Origin of the sequence: Nocardia sp. GP40, from assembly GCF_050434125.1 — a bacterium.
In the GTDB taxonomy this organism is placed as follows: domain Bacteria; phylum Actinomycetota; class Actinomycetes; order Mycobacteriales; family Mycobacteriaceae; genus Nocardia; species Nocardia albiluteola.
The window spans coordinates 77,442-99,219 of the sequence record NZ_JBNPVW010000018.1; the positions used below are offsets into that span (position 1 = coordinate 77,442).

Here is a 21,778-nt window from a genome sequence, read left to right on the forward strand (position 1 = left end):
GCCTCGAGCGTTCGAGCAACGGCAAGGACGCCTATCTGTTCCGCAGCTACGCCCGCAAGTTGACCCGGGCCTCAGCCCGCGGCGGCCGGTTCCGAGATCGCCGAGGGCACACCCGCGGCATCGATCTCGATGCGGCGGTAGGTATCCGGCTCGACCGAGACGATGGTGGCGATGCTGCCGCGACCGGGCGGCAGCACTCGCACCGTCACTCGCCCCTCGGTGACCGAATCCAGTTCGGCCACGGCAGTTTTCACGATGGCCTCGCGCACTCGCGGTGCGGCCGAGCCCATTCCGCCGTCGTCGAGCAGGGTCAGCACCACACCCCGGGCCCGCGCCTCGCGCGCCGCGCGCACCAGCGCCGGAACGGCCAAGCCCGGCGCCCGCAGCCGATCACGTATCTCGGCCTCGAGTAAACGGCATTCGCGCACCTGATCGGCCGTGGGCGTGCCGCCCGCGGCGAGGAATTCGAGCACGGGACGGGCGGTGCGGTCCAGATAGGCCAGCTGACTACGCCTTTCGAGGCTGCGGGCCGCCGCGCGGGCCTCCACCCCTGCGTGGCGGGCGATCTCGGCCCGCGCGCTGTGGTACGAGCGCAGCAGCGGCCGCATGGATACGGTGAACGCGACACCCCCGAACGCCGCCGCCGCGGCGACCACCGTGCCGTCGATCGCGGGATCGAGGGACCCGTTGGCGAGGGTGAACGTGATCCCGGCACCGGCCAACCCGGCCAGCGTGGCCGCGACCCGGCCCCGAACGGCCAGCAACGCAAGCACATACGAGTAGGCGACCACCACCCACACCGCATGGTGCGCCCGGTGCGGGCCGAGATTGATGATCGCCGCGGACAGCGGCCCCGCCAGCACCACCGCCCACGTCCGGGCCATGGGCAGCGGATCGTCGCGAGGTATCAGCACCACGGCACCGGCGACTATCACCGTCCCGAAGGCGGCGATGCCCGCGGGCAGACTGCCATTGCCCTTGGTATAGCCCATCATCAGCATCCCCGCGGCCAGCACGATCAGCGCCATCATCACGATGCCCGACAGTCCCCGCACCCCGATCAGCGCCGGTTGGCTCGGCGCGCCGCCGGATTCGGCATGGGTCCACCGCAGGGTCACCGTCGTGCCGCGCCCGGGCGCGGACTCCACGCTCGCATCGCCGCCGCGCACGCACCGCATCCGCCACAGGATGCTCTGGCGCACGCCCAGCCGCTCGACGCTCACGGCGGTGAGATCGAATCCGGCGCCGTCGTCGACGATCTGCACGATCACGCCGCCCTCGTCGACCGCCAGCCGCACCGCCCGTAACACCGTGCGCCCGCCGGATCCCGCATGCCGCAGGCTGTTTCGCGCCGCCTCACCCAGCGCGCCCGCCAGCGCGATCATCACCTCGCGGGGTATGCGCGGCACGGCGTGCTCGCCGACGTGCGCCTCGAAGGGCACGCCGCATTCGGCGGCCTCGGTGCGGCACATCTCGATCGCCTCGGGCGTCGGCGCGTCGTCGTCGGCGGCGTAGTCGTGCGGGCTGAGGTCCAGCTGCCGCAGGGTTCGTGCCGAGGCGCGGCGCAGCGGCTCCCCCGTCCCCCCGCGGGCGATGTCGAGCAGCGTGGCGAGCACGTTGTCGTGGATCAGACCGGCGAACCGGGTGCGTTCACGCTCGGTGGCCTCGGCGCCCGCGGCCACACTGGCGTGCCGCACCGCGTTGGCGGTCATCATGTCCAGCTCGATCGCCGCGTGCAGCAGCCGCGACGAGGTCCAGGCCAGGAATCCCGCAACGACCCAGGTGCGCACGAGATCCTCGGCGACGGAATGGATTCCGGTGCCGCCGGAGGTGTAGGCGTCCACTCCCGCGGCGAGCGCACCGCAGATCAGCAGGTTCACCGGCCACCAGCGCCGCCACACCAGCACCCCCGCGACCGCCGCGGCCGAGGACAGCGGAGGAATCCAGGTGCCGTCGATGCCGAAACAGTTGTAGTCCCCGGCCAGCGGGAGGGTCCCCAGCCCCGCCAGCAGCATCGCGGCCAGCCACCCGGCGGCCGCGCCCACCCCGCTACCGCTGCCCTTCGCCGATGCGGCCAGGAGACGGATGCCACACACCAGCAGCCCCGCGACGACGACCGGGGTCCACCAGGCCTGCACGTCGTGATCCTGATCGATGATCAACGGCAGGTGTGCCAGCACCCAGAGCACCGTCCCGGTCCCCACCGCGAATCCCAGCGAGCGCCGCGCCCGTGCCTGCGCCCGCCCGATCGGCGCGTCCCCACGGACGTCGCGCCCGCGAGCCGCACCCGTCCTCCCGTGAGTCCAGCGCACGTTCTCATCATCGCGCATCGCGCGGGAAACCGCGCAATCCCGCATCCGATGGTGGGAGCCGCGCGATCCCAGTGTGATTCGGATCGACAACACCCGATTCCTACCAGCACCACCGACTTCGGAGCTGCTCGATCCATTCCTGTTGGGCACCAGAAGATCTCGCCCGCTCACATCCGAACTCGCCGGAACTCGCGCGACTCCCGTCCGACCGCGGCCCGACTCGCCGGAGCCGCCCATGCCGACGGCGTGATCCCGACCGATGCGGCCGTGCCGCGGACGATCCGCCCACCCTCAGCGGGCGCTCCACCCGCCGTCCATCACATACGACGCTCCGGTCACCATGCCCGCGGTCTCGGAGGAGAGCCAGGCGACCAGCGAGGCCACCTCGGCGGGCTCGATGAGTCGTTTGATCGCGCTCTCGGTGAGCAGTACCTTCTCGAGTACCTCCTGCTCTCCGATGCCGTGCGCGGCCGCCTGGTCGGCGATCTGCTTGTCCACCAACGCGGTTCGCACGTAGCCGGGGTTGACGCAGTTGCTGGTCACCCCGTGCGGGCCGCCCTCGAGCGCGGTCACCTTGGACAGGCCCTCGAGCGCATGCTTGGCGGTAACGTACGCGGACTTGTACGGCGAGGCCCGGATCCCGTGTACCGACGAAATATTCACGATCCGCCCGAAGCCTCGCTCGTACATGCCCGGCAGCGCCGCGCGCACCAGCAGGAACGGCGCCTCCACCATCAGCGCGAGCATCCGGCGGAACCGGGCGGGCGCGAAATCCTCGATGGGACTAATGGTTTGGACTCCGGCATTGTTGACCAGGATGTCGGTCTCGAGCCGCAGCTCCTCGAGCGCGCCGACCTCGAGCAGGTCGACCACCCACGCCGCGCCGCCGATCTCGTCGGCCAGGGCGCCCGCCGCGTCGCCGTCGACATCGGCGACGGTCACGAATGCACCCCGGGTGGCGAGCTCGCGCGCGCACGCGGCCCCGATTCCCGCGCCGCCACCGGTCACCAGGGCCGTCCGGCCGGAGAGCTCGCCCCTCATCGACGATCCGTCCGCACCCTCGGCCGCGCCGTTCGATCGCTCCGTCACGCGGCAACCCTATCGGTCCGCGCGGCGTCGGCCCGGTCCACGGCCTCGAGGTCGATGCCGTGTGTCTCGCGCGTGAACAGCACCGCGACCACGGTGATCGCCGCCGAACCGGCCAGGTACCACGCGATCGGCACCGAGCTGCCGAACGACTTCAGCAGCCGCACCGCGATGATCGGTGCGAGCGATCCGGCCACGATCGAGGTCACCTGATAGCCCAGGGACACACCGGAATACCGCATCCGGGTCGGGAACATCTCGGCCATGATCGCGGGCTGCCCGGCATACATCAACGCGTGGAAGACCAGTCCGAGGATGAGCGCGGCCATGATGACCGCGTTGTGCCTGCTGTCCATCATCGGGAAGGCGAAGAAGCCCCACGTGGCCGTGGCCAGCGCGCCCACCAGATACACCGGCCGCCGCCCGATCCGGTCGCCGAGGCGCCCGACGGCCGGGATCACGAAGAAGTGCACGGCGTGTCCGGCCAGCAGCCACCACAGGATGACCTGCGTTTTCATGTGCAGATGCACCGAGAGGTAGGTGATGCTGAAGGTGACCACCAGGTAATACATCACGTTCTCACCGAAGCGCAGGCCCATCGCGGTGAACACTCCGCGCGGATACCGCCGCAGTACCTCGAACACGCCCTCGGAGCGTGCCCTGCTCTCCTCCAGCTCCCGTTGCGCGGCAACGAAAATCGGCGCGTCACTGACCTTCGTGCGCACGTAGTATCCGATGAACACGATCACCGCCGACAGCCAGAACGCCACGCGCCAGCCCCAGCTCAGGAATGCCGCGTCCGACAGCGTGTTGGTCAGGATCAGCAGCACGACGGTCGCGATCATGTTTCCGGCGGGCACCCCGGACTGCGGCCAGCTCGCCCAAAAGCCGCGGGTGCGACTGGGCGCGTGCTCGGCCACCAGCAGCACCGCCCCGCCCCATTCGCCGCCGACCGCGAAGCCCTGCAGGAATCGCAGCAGCACCAGCAGCACCGGGGCCCAGTAGCCGACCTGATGGAAGGTGGGCAGGCAGCCCATCAGGAAGGTCGAGGCGCCGACCAGCAGCAGACTGAACTGCAGCAACGTCTTTCGCCCGTACCGGTCGCCAAAATAGCCGAAGACGATCCCGCCGAGCGGCCGCGCGGCGAATCCGACCGCGTACGTGAGGAATGCGTCCAGGACGCCGTCCAATTCGTTGCCGCCCTTGGCAAAGAACACCTTGCTGAACACCAGCGTGGCCGCGGTGCCGTAGAGGAAGAATTCGTACCATTCCACGACCGTGCCGGCCATCGAGGCCAGCACCACTCGCCGCAATCCGGCCAGCATTCCGCCCGAATCTCCGCCCGGCCGTGTCGGATTGGACACCGTCATCGCATTTCTCCTTCGTGACTGCGACCACATTCACCAGCAGGATGTGATGGCCGACACATCAATGGTCCGAGTATTGGTGCAGATATCCGCGCCCGCAATGCCCAGATCCGCACCTGGTATCTGCAAAACTGCAGATATGCAGGCAATGACCCCGGAACCGCTCCGCCGCCCCAGCGCGGACGATCTACTGGTGCTGCTCGCGGTCGGCCGGACGGGCCGATTCGTGTCGGCCGCAGACGAACTCGGCATCGATCACACCACCGTCTCGCGGCGCATCGCCGCACTCGAGCGCGCGCTGGGCGGGCGGGTGCTGGCCCGTGCCAGCGGCGGCTGGGAGCTCACCGATCTGGGTCGCGGGGCGCTGGCCGCGGCCGAGGCGGTGGAGGCCGCGGTCCGCTCCCTGGGCGCCGACGGCGGCCGGACCCTCGAGGGGGTGGTGCGGATCTCGGCGACCGACGGGTTCAGTGCCTACGTCGCCGCCCCCGCCGCGGTCCGGGTGCAGCGGCGGCACCCCCGGATAGCGGTCGAACTGGTGGCCGCCACCCGCCGGGCCTCGACACAGCGCTCGGGCCTGGACCTCGAGGTGGTGGTCGGGCGGCCACGGGTGCTGCGCGCGCAGGCGCGCCGCCTCGGCGACTACTGCCTGGGCCTGTACGCCTCGCGCGGCTATCTGGCCGAGCACGGCGCCCCGGACACCGTCGGGGAACTCCACCGCCATCCGCTGGTCTACTTCATCGAGGCGATGCTGCAGGTCGACGATCTGGATCTGGCCTCGAGTTTCGCGCCCGCGATGCGCGAATCGGTCTCCTCCACCAACGTTTTCGTGCACGTGGAGGCCACCCGCGCCGCGGCCGGACTGGGGCTGCTGCCGTGCTTCATGGCCGATCGGCACCCCGACCTCGTCCGGGTGCTGCCCGACAAGGTGGCCGTGCGGCTGAGCTATTGGCTCGTGGCCCGCGCGGAGACCCTGCGCCGCCCGGAGGTGAGCGCCGTGGTCGACGCGATCGATGAATTGGTCACCGAACAGCGGCACGCCATGCTCGGCGCCACGGCCGAATTTCCCTATCGCACGGCCGAATTTCCCGATTCCCCAACGGAATAACGCGCATACGACAATGACGTATATGTGACATGACATCAACACGCCACGGGGGGCATTCGAACGCCCGGAGCATCCACGAAAACGCCCGTGGCAAATAGCCATTCGAGGGCCGCACCCCGGGTCGGGTCCCTCATGTGACGAGGTCACAGACGCGCAAGAGTCTTGCCTACTCACATATCCGATGCCCATGCCGCCCCATTGCCGATTGCCGCGCGGTAGCCTGCCCTTCGAGTGCATGCCCCGGCCAGCTCGGAAATCTTGTCGGCCAATCGAACTCACCGCCCCGACCGGGTCTCGTGCGGACGCCATATCGCGTTCGCAAAGATGCGTCCGAGCCCTCATTTGGCTAGCTTTTTCGACTGAACCAGCACCCGGCACCGAGTGCGCGTTTCCGAACACCTGCCTGATGGAGGAACACCGTGCGCATCCTGCTGGTCGCCAGCGCGTTCAACAGCCTTACCCAACGCGTCCACACCGAGCTGCGCGACCAGCACGACATCGGCGTGGAACTGGCCCTGGGCGGGGATCTGTTACGTGCGCGGGTGGAGACCTTCGATCCCGATCTGATCGTGGCGCCCATGCTGACCACCGCGATCCCCGAGGACGTCTGGAGCCGGATCCCGGTGCTGATCGTGCATCCCGGGCCGATGGGTGACCGCGGGCCGTCCTCCCTGGACTGGGCGATCTCCGAGGGCGCCACCGAATGGGGCGTCACCGTGCTGCAGGCCGTCGCCGAGATGGATGCGGGTCCCATCTGGGCCACCGAGACCTTCGCGGTCCCGGAGTGCGGGAAGAGCGAGCTGTACCGCAACGAGGTCGCCGACGCCGCCGTGCGCGCCGTGCTGCTGGCGGTGGACCGGTTCGCCGCCGGCACCTACGTCCCCGAACCCCTGGACTACGCGCGCCCCGACGTGCGTGGCCGGCTGCGGCCCTACCACGCCCAGGAGTTCCGCCACATCGACTGGTCGATCGACACCACCGCCACGGTGCTGCGCAAGCTCCGCGCCGCCGACTCCCAGCCCGGCGTGCTGGATGTGCTGTTCGGGCGCGAATACTTCGTTCCCGGAGCACATTACGAGGATCGGCTGCACGGCATCCCGGGCACCGTCATCGCCACCCGCGACGGGGCCATCTGCCGCGCCACCGTCGACGGGGCGGTGTGGATCCCGCAGCTACGCCCGCGCCGGATCCCCGACGGGCCTGCCACCTTCAAGCGCCCCGCCACCGATGTGCTGGGAGCCGCCCTCGACGGCGTCCCCGTGGAGCCGCTCACTCCGGCCGCGGCCGCCGGGCGCGATACCTGGTCCGAGCTGCGCTATCGGGAGCAGGGCACGGTCGGCTATCTGGAATTCTCCTTCCCCGGCGGCGCGATGGACACCCGCCGGTGCCGCCGCCTGCTCGAGGCGTACCGGGACGCGTGCCGCCGCCCGATCGACGTGCTCGTGCTGGGCCCGGCGCGCGACTTCTTCTCCAACGGCATCCATCTCAACGTCATCGAGGCCGCGGCCGATCCGGCGCAGGAGTCCTGGCAGAACATCAATGCCATGGACGATCTGGTCGAGGCGATCCTGACCACCACGGACAAGCTCGTGATCTCCGCGCTGGCGGGCAACGCCGCCGCCGGTGGGGTGATGCTGGCCCTGGCCGCCGACGAGGTCTGGTGCCGCGAATCGGTCGTGCTCAACCCGCACTACACCCTGATGGGTCTCTACGGGTCGGAGTACTGGACCTACACCCTGCCGCGGCGCGTCGGCGCGGCCGAGGCACAGCGCCTCACCGGCACCCCCCTTCCGGTGGGCGCCCGCGAGGCCGCCACCGTGGGCCTGGTCGACCGCGTCGCCGCGGGCAGCGCCGCGGAATTCTGGGCCTGGGCGCGCGGCGAGGCCGCGGCCCTGGCCTCCTCCTCCCAACTGGGCGAGCGCCTGCTGGGCAAGAAGCGGCGCCGCGTGGCCGACGAGGCCGCCAAACCCCTTGCCGTATATCGGGAAGAAGAATTGGCGCATATGCGCCGCAACTTCTTCGAGCCCGACGAGCCATACCACGAATTGCGCCGGGATTTCGTCTACGGCACCAAGCCGACGGTCACCCCGGCATACCTACTCCGGTAAACGATCAGCTTCACAGACCCGGCAAATTCGACTATGGTCCCGGCATCGCTTTTTCCGGAACAACGGAGTATCACGTGTTAGAAATCGATCACTTCAGCTACGGCTGGGTGACACCCGTTCTGGCCTACATCATGTCCGTCATCGGCTCCGTGCTCGGACTGCGGTGCGCATTCCACGCCCGGACCGCGAAATGGCCGGGCGGCTGGCTCGCGGCCGCCGCGATCGCCCTCGGCGGCGCCGGTATCTGGGTCATGCATTTCACCGCCATGATCGGTTTCTCCATCCACGGCGCCAACATTCGCTACGACGTGCCGCTCACCCTCGCCAGCGCCGTGGTCGCGATCGTGGTGGTGTGGGCCGGGCTCTCGATCGTGGTGCGGTGGCGGCGCGAGATCCTCGCGCTGCCGATCGGCGGGCTCATTACGGGCCTCGGCGTCGCGGCGATGCACTACATGGGCATGTTCGCGATGAGGTCCGATGCCGACATGCACTACGGCGCGGGGATCGTGGCGCTGTCGGTGCTCATCGCGGTCGTCGCCGCGACCGCGGCCTTCTGGTTCATGCTGCACGTCAAGGGATTTCCCGCCACCGTCGGCGCCGCCCTGATCATGGGTATCGCGGTGACCGGCATGCACTACACCGGCATGGCCTCGATGTCGGTGGCCAAGCACTCCGGTTCGGACATGACCATGTCCTCCGGCGGTGTGGACCCGGTGCAGTTGCTCACCCCGCTGATCATGTCCGTCACCCTGGTGACGATGATGCTGATCGTCCTGGTCGGCGTCGCCGAGCTCGACGAGCGCGGCACCGCCGAGGCCACGGCGACGGTGCCCGATCCGATACCGGGCAGGTCCCGGGTGCTGACCACCGATCCCTCGGCGCTGCCCAGCAGCGGGCGGGCCTGGCCGCGGGCGATGCCCAGCGACGACTGAGCGGCATGCGTCAGCGCGTGGAGTTGCTGCCCCGGTAGCGATCCGCAAGAGTGGACCGGGTGCCGCGGCGCGATCCGCCGCGGGCCACTCGTCTACGCGAAGGAGTTGTCCCGGTGCGCTTCGGCATCTTCATTCCCCAGGGTTGGCGCCTGGATCTGGTCGGCATCGATCCGGCCGAGCAGTGGGCGGTGATGCGGGAGCTGGCCCGGCGCGCCGACGCGAATCCGGACTGGGAGTCGCTGTGGGTGTTCGACCACTTCCACACCGTGCCGGTCCCCACCGACGAGGCCACCCATGAGGCCTGGACGCTGATGTCGGCGTTCGCCGCCAGCACCGACCGCATCCGGCTGGGCCAGATGTGCACCGCGATGAGCTATCGCAATCCGGCGTATCTGGCGAAGGTCGCGGCCACGGTGGACCTGATCTCCGGCGGCCGCGTCGAGATGGGCATCGGCGGCGGCTGGTACGAACACGAGTGGCGCGCCTACGGATACGGATTCCCTTCCGCCGGTGAGCGTCTGGGCCGCCTGGACGAGGGCGTGCAGATCTTCCGGCAGGCCTGGACCACCGGCCGGGCCACGCTGGAGGGCAAGCACTATCAGGTGAACGACGCGATCGTGCGCCCGCTTCCGTTGCAGGACGGCGGAATTCCGCTCTGGATCGCGGGCGGCGGGGAGAAGGTCACGCTGCGGATCGCCGCGCGGTACGCCCAGTACACCAACTTCAGCCCCGTGCCCGAGGAGTTCGCCCGCAAGTCCGAGCTGCTGCGCGAGCACTGCGTAAGCGTGGGAACCGATTTCGACGCGATCGTGCGCAGCGGCAACTTCACGGTGGTGGTTGGTGCGACCGAGGCCGAGGTCGCCGACCGGCTGGCCGCCGTCGCGGATAGGGTCGCCCCGGTCCTCGGCGCGGAGGAGGCCACGGCCCGGGTCTCGCAGACTGTGGTCGGCGGCACCCCCGAGCAGCTGATCGAGCGCATCGCCCGCATGCGCGACCTGGGGCTGGGCTACGCGATCCTGAACTTCCCCGAGGCGGCGTACGACACCTCGGGGATCGAACTCTTCGAGCGCGAGGTCATCCCGGCCCTGCGCTGAGCGCGAGGTCATCCGTGTCCGGCGCTGAGCGGACGCGAATCCCCCACGCGCACAACGGCCCCGACCGCGCGCCGGGGTGAGGCCGGGCCCGCGGACCGCGCGGTTCCTGGTCCATCGGCACCGTTCTCGGCGTTCGGGCCGTCAGCTGCCCAGGCTTCGCAGCAGGTCGATGGCGACCTGGGGCCGGGCCTGTCCGCACCGCGGGCAGGCTGTGCCCGCGGCGGGGATGTTGAGCCAGTAGCCGTCGACGAGGGTGTGCGTCGCGGTGATCGCGGCCTTCAGCTGGTCGGCGGTCACCTGGCTTCCGCTCGGGTTGGTGCTCAGCCCGGCCAGCACCGTGACGTGCGGATTCGCCTGCCGAGCCTGGGCGGTGGCCTGGCGGACGAAGTCGGTGAAGGTGGCGGTGTCGGCCTCCGCGCCCTGGGACTGGATGTCGATGACGTCGGCGACCTTGGCCGCCGCGGCGGCGATGCCGAGCGACAGATAGGCCGGGTACCCGCGCTGCCCGGGCGCGAGCGCGCGCGTGAGGGTGGTCGCCGGAGTCGCGATCAGCAGCAGGTGGTGGGCGTGTGCGAGGTCCGCGGCCTGGGCCTCGGCGGCGGCCGGATCGCGTTGCTCGGCGGGCGGTGTCAGGGACCAGTCCTCGTTGTCGTAGACGATCGTCCGGACCTGCGGGCCGACGCGACCGGCATCGAGGGCTTGGCGCAGGGCCGCCACACTGGTGAACGTCTGCGCCCGCACCGCGTGCGCGAGCCCTGTGACCGCCTCGCCGGTATCGCCGGTCAGATACGTGCCGGGGTTATCGAATGCCGCCGCCTCGTCCGCGGCGCTCATGCCCGCGCCCCTGAGTCGCTGTATCGCCGTCGCGGTGATCAGCCAGTGCCCGACCTCCGATGCAGGGCGGGCGGCCGTCGCGGGGGCGGATGACTGGGTTGTCGCCACGGCGGAATGCGTCCCGCAGCCCGCCGCGAACAGCAGCGCCGTGGCCAGCATCACCACCGCCGCAGTACGCGGGCCGCGCGTCACCGCGCGCGACGTCGCGAGGGCGGCCCGGGTGAGTTCGAATACCGCAGCACGCCATCGACTCCCGGTCGCACCAACTCTGCAGTCCCGCCGCACCGGCACCTCCCATCGTTCGACACTGTCACCACGATTCAATCGCCGGATCACACCCTAGGACAGCGTGGCGGCCGATTCGTCAGCCGATCCTCAGCACCGGGCTGGCCAGGGGCGCGTCGGTGTCGGCCGAGTTAGCCTGCCTCCGAAGCAGATACGCGAACGCCCGGCCCGCACAGGGGCCGGGCGACTCGCAATGCGCTCAGGCGGTGAGGAATTCGCGCAGCGTCGGCACGAAGAGCTTCGCCTTGACCATGTGCGTCTGCCCCGGCAGCACCGTCAGACTTGCGCCCGGGATCGACTCCGCGAGTGCGGCATTGGCGTTGCGCATCCAGGCCGGGCTCTTGCTGCCCGCGTAGACGGCGGTCGGCACGCCCACCCAGTCGTAGCGCCCGGCCGGGATCGGATTGCCGTCCAGCGCATCGCCCATGAAGTGCATATCGTAGGCCAGGGTGTGGCCGACCTGCTTCAACTTCGACCAGTCCGGCATGATCGGGAACAGCGCGACCAGCGCGGCAGGCAGCCGCACGCCGCGGCGCATGAAGTACTTCACCGCGTCGCCGGGCTTGCCGGCATCGATCATCTCGTTGATCGTGCGCTGGTACTCCGGCGGCGCCGGCGGCCGCGAATCGTCGACGACCATCGGGAATTCGTACAGCGCAAGCCTTTTCACGGCCAGGCCCGCCTTCACCGCGGCCAGGCTGAGCGGCACACCGGAGGAGAACGCGCAGATCGTCACCGGCTCACCGGCTTCGGCCACGATCGCCTCCAGATCCTCGATCTCCCGCTCGGGCGCGTAGGGTGCGGTGTCGCCGCTCTCACCACGCCCGCGGCGATCGTAGAAGTAGACGGTGTGGTCGGACGAAAGTTCCTGCGCCACGGCGCGGCACGGGCCCAGTTCGCGATTGGCCATCGCGCCGTCGACCAGGACCACCGCGGGTCCGCTGCCGATACGCTCGTAGGCGATCGTGGTGCCGTCCTTGGACACGACGGTGGCTGTACTCATGATGTCTTCCTCGATGATGGGGTGGGAGGCGATGTCATAGGTAGGACGGGCCTCGGACACCACAATCATCGGTACCGACACGGCGAGAAGGACGGATTTCGTGCCAGACGATTCGGTGGATGTGTTGCGGCGCTGGGCCGATTCCGGCGGCATCTGGCGTGTCGCGGGTCGGCGCGCCGGGAGCATCACCGTGGGCCTGTACGAGTGCACCGGCGGGGCGGAGGCGGACCGGATCACCTGCCCCGCCACCCCCGCCCTGCTGGACTATCTCGCTGGCCGGACCAGCAGCGAGGACTGAGCGCGCGCCCGGTCAGCGCGGCCAGACGACCGCGTCCGCGGCGGTCAGCAGCTCGGTGAGCTCCCTGCCCTGCTGCTCGTCCAGCACCGCGAACGCCGGGGCGATCAGCTCGTCGGTCAGCGCCTCCGCGGCCTCCCAACGCCGCCGCAGCTCGGGGGTGGTCTCCTCGTACGGCTCGGGCCAGCCGAATTCCTGCGCCTGATGGGTGCCGTCGTGCCGCCACGAGCCGCCGGTCAGGACCGATTCGCGCGGGGTCAGCCCGCTCGCCCGCGTGGCCAGCAGATGCAGGCCGCCCCGCAGTTCGCGCAGCACCTGAATCAGCTGCAGTGCCCGCGCCGGATCGTCGGCGGCCAGCGGCAGCGCCCGCCAGCCCGCGAACAGCGCGACACCGGCCGGATCAGCCGCCGCGGCGACCGGGGCCAGCAGCTCGGCGATCCGGCCCGCCCCCGCGAACTCGCCGAGCTTGCGCCGACCGAAATCCTGGCACACACCCAGGTAGCCCGCGGCCGCCTTCTCCGCGGGCATCTGCACCGATTCCCACGCGGCGCGGATCGTTTCGGCGGGGAAGAACCCGAAGGCCGAGGTCACCACATCCGCATCCACCTCGCCCAGCACGCCGCCGCGACCGCGGGTGTAGGGACCGAGGAAGCCCGGGACGCCGGTGGTGGCGCCGAACGCCTTGGCCTCCCGGGAGAACATGAAACCGGCGCCGATCTTCTGAATCGGCAGTTTGACTGCGGCGGCTAGCGACACGTCCGGGCCTTTCCCTCGTCGAGTACTCGCCCGAACCCTATCTCACTATTTTCAAGTAATGCCAGAGCATGAGATGACCGCCGAGCGAGACCGGCTCAAAGCCGAACTCGCCGCCGCGCGAGCAGTCACCAGGATCAAACCCACACCGCAGCAATACAGTTGACCGTCCCAGTGTGCCTGCGGCTGGAGGAGATCGTGTCTCCTTGTCCGACCTGGCTTGCGGGTGGAGTCACACACCGTCCAGCCGGTCCATCTTGCGGCCCAGCACGAGCGTGCGGGCCGCTTCCTCGGTGATTTCGGACGCGAAGAAGGCACGTGCCGCCTCGAAATCGGGGACGGCGCCATCGCAGCCCCAATGGCCCTGCGGTACGGGGTGGACGTGCACCCACGGCCCATACGCAGGCAAATCGCAGTCGCCGGTGAGGGATCGGACGGCCGCCGTGACCTTCTCGATCACGAGGCGGGCCACCCTCGGGGTGGGCAGCTTCTCCTGCGGCACGATCACGTCGATCTGCCAGAAGGCGGTCGGATCTCCGATCGTGATCGGCGCGTACCAGTTCTCGCGGTTCAGTTCGATGTACTGCACCCATGAGGTTTGTTGGTGGCGTTCGGAGTTCACGTGGTTCTCGGCATCGGCGATTGCGGCGATGAGCTTGTCGCCCAACTCCTTCTTCTGCTCGGCGCCGAGGTAGCCCTCGAGGATGTGTACGCGTACAAACACCATGATTTGCTCCTTACCTGACGGATGAGATGTGTAGCAGTGGTGATCCACTCGGCAAGGCTCACGGAGTGAAGACCGCGCGGTGGGCAACGATAAACTTCTCGATGGTTGTCGGAATTGTCTTGCCCACGCTGCGGACGACATCGTTGGTACCCGAAAATATTCCGTTCCGGTAGTCGATCGCGACACTGCTCAGATGCTGGACGAGGTGCGCAGAATATCCTGCCCCAGTGAGGAACTGGGCGAATCGGTCGATATCGATGGGCTCGTAGGCGATGGTTCTGCCCAGGACTTTGGAGAACGATTCGGCGATTTCGTCATGGTTCATTTCGACCGGACCGTGCAGCGGGTAGGTCTTACCAGCGTGGGGCTCAGGGTCCGCCATGACGGCGGCGATGACGTGAGCCTGGTCTTCGGCAACGATGGGCGCGTGCCGGCCGTCGCCGAACGGGTAGCGGAATACGCCTTCCTGCGCGATGGAACGGCTGGAGAAGAGGAAATTGTCGGCGAAGAACGTTGGGCGTAAATGGGTTACGGCGAACGGTGCTCGATCCAACAACCGTTCGCCGATCCAGTGCTGTTGGGCGGCATTGCTCGCGGCTCCTCGGCGCGCCGAGATTTGCGACATGTTCACCACTGCCCGGACCCCGGTGTCCGCGCCGGCCTGCGCGAAGACCGCGGTGGCCTCCAACAGGCCCGGGGCGATCGGGTACACGAAATATGCCGAGCACACGCCTTCCAACGCCCGGCTGAGGTCGTCGAGCCGGAACATGTCGCCCACGACGACCTCTGCTCCCGCGTCCGCGAGTGCCCGTGCGCGGTCATCGTCGACTCGCACGAACGCCCGCACCGCGTGCCCGCGCTCGAGCAGCAGTTGCGTGGCCCGTCGTCCGGTCGACCCAGCCGCGCCGGTTACCAGAAACGTCGGCCGATCTGTCGTGGATTCCATGTGTCACGCCTTTGGTTGATCATTTCGGAGCTTGGTCTGGTCATGGTCGGGTTGGCTTCTCGATCTCATCGACGAACGCGATGGCGTAATCTTCGCCGCCGATGTTGGAGTTTCCGTCGGCGTCGACGAGCAGCACGCCGTCTCCCACTCGGAAGGTGCCGCGACCACCTCCTACATAGGTAGAGGCGAACTGAGCCCGCAACTCATCGCCGTGAGCGCACGGAATTTCGGCTGTCCCGCAATCCGGCAACTCTGCGTCGAGACCGAACCGCGGAAGCAGCGGCGCTGGTAACGCCATGTGTGTAGCGCTCTTGTCAGTGCGATGAACAATTGCGGACCCCGCAAAGGTCGGCGGCGATGCTGAACAGTCGGAGACGTTCTGATCGTTGATCCTGTTGGTCGTCTTGATGATCGAGTGCGTGACGGTAGATCCGTCGCATCATGCGGTCGGTGGCGTCGGCCGAGCCGAGCATGAGATAGCAAAACAGCCGCAACTGCCTGTCAAGTGCCGCACTGCCTGCGGCCGTCCTTTCCCGTTCGGACATCGCGTTGCTGTGTCAGAGTCCGAACAGCGGAAACAACCCTGCGCCGTGGTACGCGACGATCCGGCCGACGCCCTCGCTCGTCAGCGTCAGGACGTGCAGCGCGTGAGGGTGATATTCACCGTCTCGGCCGCGCGCGTAGACCGCGAAGGCAGGCTGTCCGTTGGCGGAGGTGGCGACCAGCCGGGTCGGTCCGATCATTCGCATCTGTTTGGCGAGGAAGGCGAGTACGGTGTCGCGGCCTGCGAACCAGGTCGCGATCGGCGGCATTTCCCATCTGGCGTCCTCGGTCAATACCGCGATGAGTTGGTCGACATCCGCGGTTTCGAAGGCGCTGACGTAGCGGTCGAGCAGGGCCCGCTGCTGTGGCTCGGCGGGTTCGGTCAGGTCTTCTGGGCTGATCGGGGCCAGGGTTCGGGCGCGTTGGATTGCGCTGTTGACGGCTGCCGTCGTCATGTCCAGAAGTTGCGCGACCTCGGCGGTCCGCCATTGCAGCACGTCGCGGAGAATCAGCACCGCTCGCTGTCGGGGTGGCAGTTGTTGGAGCGCTCCCACCAGTGCGAGCCGCATTGTCTGTCGTTCCACCACGACCGTCGCCGGGTCGGCCGGTGCGGTGGTGAACAGGAAGTCGGGTATCGGTTGCAGCCAAGGTATTTCCGGGGATCCCTCGACCCGGCTGGTGTCCAGGTTTGTCTCGGCGCCATGGAGATCAGCGGGCAGCGGCCTGCGTCTGCTTTTCTCCAGTGCTTTGAAGCACGCCCTGGTCGCGATGCGGTACAGCCAGGTCCGCAACGACGACCGGCCCTCGAACCGGTCGTATGCACGCCAGGCGTCGAGATAGACGTCTTGAACCACTTCCTCGGCGTCATCGACCGAGCCGAGCATGCGGTAGCAGTAGGCGAGCAGCTCGCGTCGGAACGGTTCGCTCAACCGTCCGAAGTCCTCGTTACCGGTCTTGGTCTCGGTCACAGTGTGCATGATCCGCCGATCTTGTTGTGGGTGTCGTGTCGGGTCGCCGGAAGCCGACAATCGAGGCCAATGTGGCGTGTGGTCGTTATGGGGCGGGCATCGGGTCGACAGTGCTGGGCCGGCCTGCGGGCTCGGTCGGGCCGTATTCGTCATGTCGCTTCAGCCACGAGAATCGCGGCACCCGGGGGTAGCCTTCGGGTAAGTCCTCCCAGTCCTCTTGACGTCCTAGTGCGGTGAAGTCGAGGGAACTCAACGTTGCGCCCATCGGCTCGTGCTCACGGTCGTTGATGAAATAGGTGCGGTAGACAGTGTCGCCGTCGCGGATGAAGGCGTTCGTGCCGTACCAGTCGGCCACCCCGAAGTCGGCGTCGAAACCGTCGGTGATCGTGTACCAGGGCATGGACCAGCCCGTGCGCGCTTTCACCCGCTCGATGTCGGGTTGCGATGCACGGGAGGCGAAGGCGAGTGTGGTGTCGCGGGCGTGGAGATGCGCTTGATGGGCGATCTGGTCGGCCATCAGGGAGCAGCCGACGCACGCGTGGTCGGGCCAGCCGTCCACCCCTGGCTCGAAGAAGGCTCGGTAGAGCAGCAGCTGGCGGCGGCCCTCGAACAGGTCGGGCAAGCGCACGGTTCCACTGGGCCCGTCGAAGACATATTCCTGGTCGATCTTCAACCACGGCATCCGCCTGCGGTCCGCGGCCAGGGCGTCGCGAGCGCGAGTCAGCTCTTTCTCCTTCGCCAGCAGCCGCAAACGCGCGGCCTCCCATTCCGCCTGCGTGACGACCGGGGCTCGGTGGGTGTTGTTCATCGGATGGTGATGTCGGCCATGTCGATGGCGACGAAGACGATCTGGTCGTCGCCCATCGGGGCGTAGGCCCGGCGGGTGGCCGGGATGATGATGCCGTCGATATCGCGGTAGTCGGCGGCATAAAGATGTGATTCGGTGGTCGGGTCGACGATGTCGATGGTGAAGTCGTGGCGGCGCAGCAGCCCGTCCGGGCCGAAGCAGAACACCTGCTTGCGGGTGTGGCTCTTGACGTGATCGGGGAAGGCCACACTCAAACGCCGCCACGCTTCACCATCGACCTCGACGGGCGCGATCTCTTCGCAAACGAACCCAGGCCAGGTCAACAGAAACGGCCCATTCAGGTACGTCCATAGTGCTTCTCCGGTGAAGTATGCGAGATGCAGGTCGTCCCACGGGCTTTGGAACTCGTGGCCGTCGAACGAGCGTTCCGGGTCCTCGCGCGTGTCGACGACTGTGCCGTCGGGTCGTTGCAGGACGACGCGGTCGGGTTGGAACACCGAGCGTCGGTCCTGAGTGAGGTAGTCCATGGTCAGCTGTTGCCGTGTGGTGTCCACCTCGAAGCGGACGTTGCTCATCGCGTCGGCCTTTTCCTTCATCTGCCAGAAGGCCCCGCTGATAGCGGCGTCGACTCGGATCGTCTTGATCCGGTTCCACCGGTCCAGACCGCCGTGCGCGGCGACCGCGGTCGCAAGTAGATCGTTCATTGTTTTGCTCCTTGAATTGACGGTGCCCCGGCCACCGGCACGATGGTCGGGGCACCGTGGTCAGTCGACGATGAGTCCGCCGGTCAAGTTGGCGACAGTGCCGGTCATCGCCGATGCCTGGTCGGAGGCGAGCAACACTGCCGCTTGCGCGAGTTCATCCAGTGCGGTCAACCGCTTGCGGTGGGTCATCGCACCCTCCATCTCGAGCAATTGATCCTTCGCCATACCGATCGCATCCGCGTGTAGCCCGAACACGGTGTGGATGGTCGGTGTCTCCGCCATGCCGGTGGTGCGCAGGCAGATCGTGCGGACGCCGTGCTGTGCCCATTCGGCCGACAGCGCCCGGTTGAGACCTTCCATGGCCGCCCAGCCCACGCTCATGCCGCCCACCAGAGGCATCGGCAGGCGGGCCGGTTCGGGTGTGTTCATCATGATCACCCCCGACCGCTGGGCGATCATGTGTCGTGCAGCAGATTTCGCGGTGACGAAATGAGCCTGGGTGTAGGTCGTGATCGGGCGCATGAAATTCTCGACCGGCAATTCGGTGAACGGGATTCCCTGCAATCCTCGCGGTGAGATTCCGATCGCGTTGAACGACACGTCGATGCTGCCCGCGTCGGCGACGACCGCAGCTAGATGGTCGGTCACCGCTTTCTCGTCGCCGGCATCGACCACGGCGCTTTCGGCCGCACCGCCCGCCGCCGTGATCTCCTTCGCGACAGTCTCCACTGTGTCCAGATTGCGGCCGGTCAGAAATACCTTGGCGCCTTCGTGCGCGAATGCGCGGGCCACCGCACTACCAATCGCACCTGCTGCGCCGTAGACAACGACGTTCTTGCTTTCAAGCAACATGACCTTCTCTTTCTGTTGTTCACGCCAGCGCGTGAAGACCGTGGCCATTGAGCTGATATACGCGGTGTTCGTCCGGGGTGTCCGTGTCCTGACAGAGACGCGCGATCTCGGATCCGACCAGATCAGGGGTGAGCAGCGGTTCGAAAGCCGCCGCGAAGGTGGCGGTGTCGACTCCCTGACGGTCTGCGTACGCGGCTACCCCGGCAGCACCGAGCGCGGTGGCGGGGGTCAGTTGTGGCAGCACGGTGGCAAAGCCGATGCCGAGTCCGGCGCGACGGGATTCCTCGGCGGCGTACCCGGCGAGAAATCGGATCATCGCCTTCGCGCCGGAGTATCCGCCGCTGAGCGGTGAGCCGCCCACGGCGGCACCGCTGGAGATCGCCACCACCAGGCTTCCCGGTGGCAGGGGGTGCCGCAGAGCAGCGCCGATCCAGTGGAAAACGTGCTGCGTGTCGACCTGCCAGTTGCGGCTGAACGATTCCCACGTTTGTTCGTGCACCGGGCCGATACCGGGACTCGCGCCCGCGTTGAGCACCAGCAGCGTCGGCTGGTATTCCTCGATCAGCGACGCGGTGGTCCCCGCAACGGTCGCGTCAGCGACTATCGGGACAAATTCCGAACCCAGCTCCCGCTGCACATCCGCCAGGTCGTCGGCGGTACGTGCCACACCGACGACCCTGCGCCCCTGCCCGATCAGCGCAGCGGCGATCCCAGCTCCGAAGCCCCGGCTGGCACCGGTGACCACTGCGGTGGTGCCTGGTCGGTCCGCCGGGCTCATTTCGGCTCTCCCGCGAGAAGCCGCTCACGCCTCTGGTAATGGCTGCGTGCTTGGTACTGAATCACGACCGTTGCGGTCATGCCGATCACCTCCTACACATACAGAGGCGAGCCCACCGCGAAAGTCATCGGTCCCGATTCGGGTACGCCTCGAGCCCGGCTGTGGCGCGTCTCAATGTCCGAGACACCGCACGGAGCCCTCGGCTGGACGCGAATCGGTGATGCCCTGGCATGCCGGGCGCCCGACCCGCGCTGACGCGCACCGCCTGCACCGGCTCGTTCACCGCGGCCGGACCTACCTCGGCCTTGCCGCGTCGGCACCGCTGATCGGCGTGCCCGCCGGGCTGATCTTCCTGGTTCCGGCGCGGCAGCTGCTCGTCATAGGCCCGAACTCCCACCGCCACACCTGAACTCGGACACGGCATCGGCAGCGCCACCCGTGCACACACCGCTTCGGCAGCAGCCCTGCGTAATTCCCGTTCGCTATCACCGCGTCCATGCCGATCCGCCCGCGGCGCAACGTTGCTCACACTCCGGGGCGACTCGGCGCTCGAGTGTTCGAACGGTATGTCCGGTATCGGCTAGTGTCGACGCGGTGCTAGGACATTCACACGCGACCAGCGGCGCGCTCGCCTGGGCGGGAGCCGCTGCGGCGCTACCCCTTTCGATACTTACCTTCCCGGTCGTCACCGCGGGTCACATCAGCACCGTCGACCTCGTGATGGGCACCTTCCTGACCGCGGGCGCGGCGCTGCTGCCCGACGCCGACCACCCCAACGGCACGATCGCCCATGTGCTGGGCCCGGTCTCGCACGCCGCGTGCAAGGTGATCTCACAGGTATCGGGCGGGCACCGGCACGCCACCCACTCGTTCGCGTTCGTCGCGCTCGTCACGATCGGCACCTGGGCCGGTGAGCACTGGCTGCACCGCTGGTTCACCCTCGGCCTGGTCTTCTTCCTGCTCGCGCTCGCCGTGCGCGCGCTCAATCTGTGCCCGCCCGGACACGGAATATCCGCCTACGGCACCGTCGTCATCCTCGCCGCCGCGGGGACCTTCGCGATGGACCAGTGGATCTCCGACAAGCCCACCTGGCTACCGTTCTCGGTGGGCCTGGGCGCCCTGGCCCACCTGGCCGGGGACTGTCTCACCGACCGCGGGTGCCGCCTGTTCTGGCCGTTCCAGCTGCGCACCTGCGTGCCGGTCATCGAACGCACCGGCAACAGGGTCGAAACCTGGGTGCTGTCACCGCTTTTCGTGCTCGGCACCCTCGCCCTGCTCTGGTACACCCTCGTCCACCACCCGTGACGGGCGCTGCGGCACACCGCCGCCCACCATCCCCAACAGCGTTAGCGCATCATGGTCCGGGGTGCCCAGGGCGGCCTGGAACGCGACGAAGCGCTGGCCGTCCGGGGCGGTGAGGATTTCCGAGGTGAGCGTGAAGCGGCCGACCGCAGGATGGTGCAGCTTGCGCATCGCACCGCGTTTGGTCTTCACATCGTAGTGGGCCCACAGGTCCGCGAATTCCGGGCTCTCCCGGCACAATTGCGACACCACCGCGGCCAGGGCGGGGGAATCGGGTTCGCGGCCCTGCACAGTCCGCAGGTGCGCCACGCAGTCCCGGGTGACCCCCTCCCAATCCACCCACGTCGAGCGCGCCGCCGGGTGGGTGAACACGTAACGCACCAGATTCCGTTCCGGCGCAGGATAATCCGCCATGCCGTCGAACAGGCGCAACGCCTCCGTATTCGCGGCCAGCACGTTGCTGGGCTGGTCCAGGATCAACGCGGGCGTGGGCCGCACCGATTCCAGTAGAAGCAGCAGCCCCGGCCGCGGCTCCTGCCGCACACTCGCCGGGGCCGGGCGGCGAGACATCACCGCGCGCGCCAGGTCGTACAGGTGCGCGCGCTCGTCCTCGTCGAGCCGCAGCGCCGACGCCAGCGCATCCAGCACCGCCAGGCTGGGATTGGTGTCTCGCCCCTGTTCGAGCCGGATGTAGTAGTCCACACTCAGGCCCGCCAGCGTAGCCACCTCCTCGCGGCGCAGCCCCGGAGTCTGCCGCCGCCCGGCGCCTCGTGGCAACCCGAGGTGCTCGGGGTTCAACCGCGCCCGGCGTGCACGCAGAAAATCCCCCAGAACGCGACGATCACTCACGACAGCACCTCATCACTCGACTCCTCCGCTGTGCGACACGTGGCAACACTCCCGCCAGTCTCCTTGTTCCCCACGCCGACGGGGTGGCCCTGCCGGGACCAGGCCCGGCACGGTCTCCCCGCGACCC

The 21,778-nt window shown here is 68.3% G+C and carries 22 protein-coding genes; 7 read left to right on the forward strand and 15 right to left on the reverse strand.

Translation table 11 applies throughout. The features are described 5' to 3' along the window. Nucleotides 1-71: 71 nt before the first annotated feature. The 3 genes from ABH933_RS38825 to ABH933_RS38835 form a co-directional block, all read right to left on the reverse strand. On the reverse strand, nucleotides 72-2,312 hold the full coding sequence (locus ABH933_RS38825) for a sensor histidine kinase (protein WP_429419449.1): 2,241 nt from the start codon (nucleotides 2,310-2,312) through the stop codon (nucleotides 72-74). Between the two features lie 291 nt (nucleotides 2,313-2,603). After that, on the reverse strand, nucleotides 2,604-3,353 hold the full coding sequence (locus ABH933_RS38830; protein ID WP_429420177.1) for a 3-hydroxybutyrate dehydrogenase: 750 nt from the start codon (nucleotides 3,351-3,353) through the stop codon (nucleotides 2,604-2,606). 44 nt (nucleotides 3,354-3,397) lie between these two features. Beyond that, on the reverse strand, nucleotides 3,398-4,768 hold the full coding sequence (locus ABH933_RS38835; RefSeq protein ID WP_429419446.1) for an MFS transporter: 1,371 nt from the start codon (nucleotides 4,766-4,768) through the stop codon (nucleotides 3,398-3,400). A gap of 136 nt (nucleotides 4,769-4,904) precedes the next feature. Between ABH933_RS38835 and ABH933_RS38840 the strand changes: the two genes are divergently transcribed. The 4 genes from ABH933_RS38840 to ABH933_RS38855 all read left to right on the forward strand — a co-directional run bounded on the left by ABH933_RS38840 (nucleotide 4,905) and on the right by ABH933_RS38855 (nucleotide 10,004). Beyond that, nucleotides 4,905-5,870 (forward strand): LysR family transcriptional regulator, encoded by a 966-nt coding sequence (locus ABH933_RS38840; RefSeq protein WP_429419444.1) that lies wholly within the window; start codon nucleotides 4,905-4,907, stop codon nucleotides 5,868-5,870. A 419-nt stretch (nucleotides 5,871-6,289) separates the two neighbouring features. Beyond that, complete coding sequence (locus tag ABH933_RS38845) at nucleotides 6,290-7,978, forward strand: hydrogenase maturation protein (RefSeq protein ID WP_429419442.1); 1,689 nt, start codon at nucleotides 6,290-6,292, stop codon at nucleotides 7,976-7,978. Between the two features lie 74 nt (nucleotides 7,979-8,052). Beyond that, the gene (locus tag ABH933_RS38850) at nucleotides 8,053-8,910 is read left to right on the forward strand and encodes an MHYT domain-containing protein (protein WP_429419440.1); all 858 of its coding nucleotides are present in this window, start codon (nucleotides 8,053-8,055) and stop codon (nucleotides 8,908-8,910) included. 113 nt (nucleotides 8,911-9,023) lie between these two features. After that, nucleotides 9,024-10,004 carry an LLM class F420-dependent oxidoreductase gene (locus tag ABH933_RS38855; protein WP_215917023.1) on the forward strand — a complete coding sequence of 327 codons (981 nt, stop codon included), beginning with the start codon at nucleotides 9,024-9,026 and terminating at the stop codon, nucleotides 10,002-10,004. Between the two features lie 141 nt (nucleotides 10,005-10,145). On the opposite strand, the gene ABH933_RS38860 is transcribed toward ABH933_RS38855, so the two are convergent. Next, complete coding sequence (locus ABH933_RS38860; RefSeq protein WP_429419438.1) at nucleotides 10,146-11,030, reverse strand: hypothetical protein; 885 nt, start codon at nucleotides 11,028-11,030, stop codon at nucleotides 10,146-10,148. A 292-nt stretch (nucleotides 11,031-11,322) separates the two neighbouring features. Further along, the gene (locus ABH933_RS38865; RefSeq protein ID WP_429419437.1) at nucleotides 11,323-12,126 is read right to left on the reverse strand and encodes an alpha/beta fold hydrolase; all 804 of its coding nucleotides are present in this window, start codon (nucleotides 12,124-12,126) and stop codon (nucleotides 11,323-11,325) included. 100 nt (nucleotides 12,127-12,226) lie between these two features. Between ABH933_RS38865 and ABH933_RS38870 the strand changes: the two genes are divergently transcribed. Next, nucleotides 12,227-12,424 carry a hypothetical protein gene (locus ABH933_RS38870; RefSeq protein WP_429419435.1) on the forward strand — a complete coding sequence of 66 codons (198 nt, stop codon included), beginning with the start codon at nucleotides 12,227-12,229 and terminating at the stop codon, nucleotides 12,422-12,424. Nucleotides 12,425-12,436: 12 nt separating this feature from the next. Here the strand turns inward: ABH933_RS38870 and ABH933_RS38875 are convergent, their stop codons facing one another. The 9 genes from ABH933_RS38875 to ABH933_RS38915 form a co-directional block, all read right to left on the reverse strand. Continuing rightward, entirely contained in the window at nucleotides 12,437-13,177 is a 741-nt protein-coding gene (locus ABH933_RS38875; RefSeq protein WP_215917019.1) for an SCO6745 family protein, read from the reverse strand. A 229-nt stretch (nucleotides 13,178-13,406) separates the two neighbouring features. Next, nucleotides 13,407-13,901: a hypothetical protein gene (locus ABH933_RS38880; protein ID WP_429419433.1), complete on the reverse strand. Its 495-nt coding sequence runs from the start codon at nucleotides 13,899-13,901 to the stop codon at nucleotides 13,407-13,409. A gap of 58 nt (nucleotides 13,902-13,959) precedes the next feature. Then, nucleotides 13,960-14,847, reverse strand: a complete 888-nt coding sequence (locus ABH933_RS38885) for an NmrA family NAD(P)-binding protein (protein WP_429419432.1) — start codon at nucleotides 14,845-14,847, stop codon at nucleotides 13,960-13,962. Nucleotides 14,848-15,161: 314 nt separating this feature from the next. Further along, nucleotides 15,162-15,392: a hypothetical protein gene (locus ABH933_RS38890; RefSeq protein ID WP_429419430.1), complete on the reverse strand. Its 231-nt coding sequence runs from the start codon at nucleotides 15,390-15,392 to the stop codon at nucleotides 15,162-15,164. 12 nt (nucleotides 15,393-15,404) lie between these two features. After that, nucleotides 15,405-16,367, reverse strand: a complete 963-nt coding sequence (locus ABH933_RS38895; RefSeq protein ID WP_429419428.1) for a sigma-70 family RNA polymerase sigma factor — start codon at nucleotides 16,365-16,367, stop codon at nucleotides 15,405-15,407. 76 nt (nucleotides 16,368-16,443) lie between these two features. After that, on the reverse strand, nucleotides 16,444-17,166 hold the full coding sequence (locus ABH933_RS38900; protein ID WP_429419426.1) for a DUF899 domain-containing protein: 723 nt from the start codon (nucleotides 17,164-17,166) through the stop codon (nucleotides 16,444-16,446). Beyond that, nucleotides 17,163-17,870, reverse strand: a complete 708-nt coding sequence (locus ABH933_RS38905) for a hypothetical protein (RefSeq protein WP_429419424.1) — start codon at nucleotides 17,868-17,870, stop codon at nucleotides 17,163-17,165. Before ABH933_RS38905 ends, ABH933_RS38900 begins: the two co-directional genes overlap by 4 nt. Nucleotides 17,871-17,930: 60 nt before the next feature. Continuing rightward, nucleotides 17,931-18,770 (reverse strand): SDR family NAD(P)-dependent oxidoreductase, encoded by an 840-nt coding sequence (locus ABH933_RS38910; protein ID WP_429419422.1) that lies wholly within the window; start codon nucleotides 18,768-18,770, stop codon nucleotides 17,931-17,933. Then, nucleotides 18,742-19,500 carry an SDR family oxidoreductase gene (locus tag ABH933_RS38915; protein WP_429419420.1) on the reverse strand — a complete coding sequence of 253 codons (759 nt, stop codon included), beginning with the start codon at nucleotides 19,498-19,500 and terminating at the stop codon, nucleotides 18,742-18,744. Before ABH933_RS38915 ends, ABH933_RS38910 begins: the two co-directional genes overlap by 29 nt. A 220-nt stretch (nucleotides 19,501-19,720) precedes the next feature. On the opposite strand from ABH933_RS38915, the gene ABH933_RS38920 reads away from it, so the two are divergent. Then, the gene (locus ABH933_RS38920; RefSeq protein WP_429419418.1) at nucleotides 19,721-19,909 is read left to right on the forward strand and encodes a hypothetical protein; all 189 of its coding nucleotides are present in this window, start codon (nucleotides 19,721-19,723) and stop codon (nucleotides 19,907-19,909) included. A 185-nt stretch (nucleotides 19,910-20,094) separates the two neighbouring features. Next, the gene (locus tag ABH933_RS38925; protein WP_429419416.1) at nucleotides 20,095-20,805 is read left to right on the forward strand and encodes a metal-dependent hydrolase; all 711 of its coding nucleotides are present in this window, start codon (nucleotides 20,095-20,097) and stop codon (nucleotides 20,803-20,805) included. Here the strand turns inward: ABH933_RS38925 and ABH933_RS38930 are convergent. Continuing rightward, nucleotides 20,743-21,651, reverse strand: a complete 909-nt coding sequence (locus tag ABH933_RS38930) for a helix-turn-helix transcriptional regulator (protein ID WP_429419415.1) — start codon at nucleotides 21,649-21,651, stop codon at nucleotides 20,743-20,745. The two genes, ABH933_RS38925 and ABH933_RS38930, sit on opposite strands and share 63 nt — an antisense overlap. Nucleotides 21,652-21,778 lie beyond the last annotated feature (127 nt).

Bases quoted from the DNA above. Each gene is read 5' to 3' on its own strand.
- ABH933_RS38900 (WP_429419426.1), bottom strand. From the start codon at position 17,166: ATGAACAACACCCACCGAGCCCCGGTCGTCACGCAGGCGGAATGGGAG.
- ABH933_RS38880 (WP_429419433.1), bottom strand. From the start codon at position 13,901: ATGGTGTTTGTACGCGTACACATCCTCGAGGGCTACCTCGGCGCCGAG.
- ABH933_RS38915 (WP_429419420.1), bottom strand. From the start codon at position 19,500: ATGAGCCCGGCGGACCGACCAGGCACCACCGCAGTGGTCACCGGTGCC.
- ABH933_RS38830 (WP_429420177.1), bottom strand. From the start codon at position 3,353: ATGAGGGGCGAGCTCTCCGGCCGGACGGCCCTGGTGACCGGTGGCGGC.
- ABH933_RS38905 (WP_429419424.1), bottom strand. From the start codon at position 17,870: ATGAACGATCTACTTGCGACCGCGGTCGCCGCGCACGGCGGTCTGGAC.
- ABH933_RS38835 (WP_429419446.1), bottom strand. From the start codon at position 4,768: ATGACGGTGTCCAATCCGACACGGCCGGGCGGAGATTCGGGCGGAATG.
- ABH933_RS38895 (WP_429419428.1), bottom strand. From the start codon at position 16,367: ATGCACACTGTGACCGAGACCAAGACCGGTAACGAGGACTTCGGACGG.
- ABH933_RS38890 (WP_429419430.1), bottom strand. From the start codon at position 15,392: ATGTCCGAACGGGAAAGGACGGCCGCAGGCAGTGCGGCACTTGACAGG.
- ABH933_RS38865 (WP_429419437.1), bottom strand. From the start codon at position 12,126: ATGAGTACAGCCACCGTCGTGTCCAAGGACGGCACCACGATCGCCTAC.
- ABH933_RS38910 (WP_429419422.1), bottom strand. From the start codon at position 18,770: ATGGCCACGGTCTTCACGCGCTGGCGTGAACAACAGAAAGAGAAGGTC.
- ABH933_RS38840 (WP_429419444.1), top strand. From the start codon at position 4,905: ATGCAGGCAATGACCCCGGAACCGCTCCGCCGCCCCAGCGCGGACGAT.
- ABH933_RS38920 (WP_429419418.1), top strand. From the start codon at position 19,721: ATGCCCTGGCATGCCGGGCGCCCGACCCGCGCTGACGCGCACCGCCTG.
- ABH933_RS38885 (WP_429419432.1), bottom strand. From the start codon at position 14,847: ATGGAATCCACGACAGATCGGCCGACGTTTCTGGTAACCGGCGCGGCT.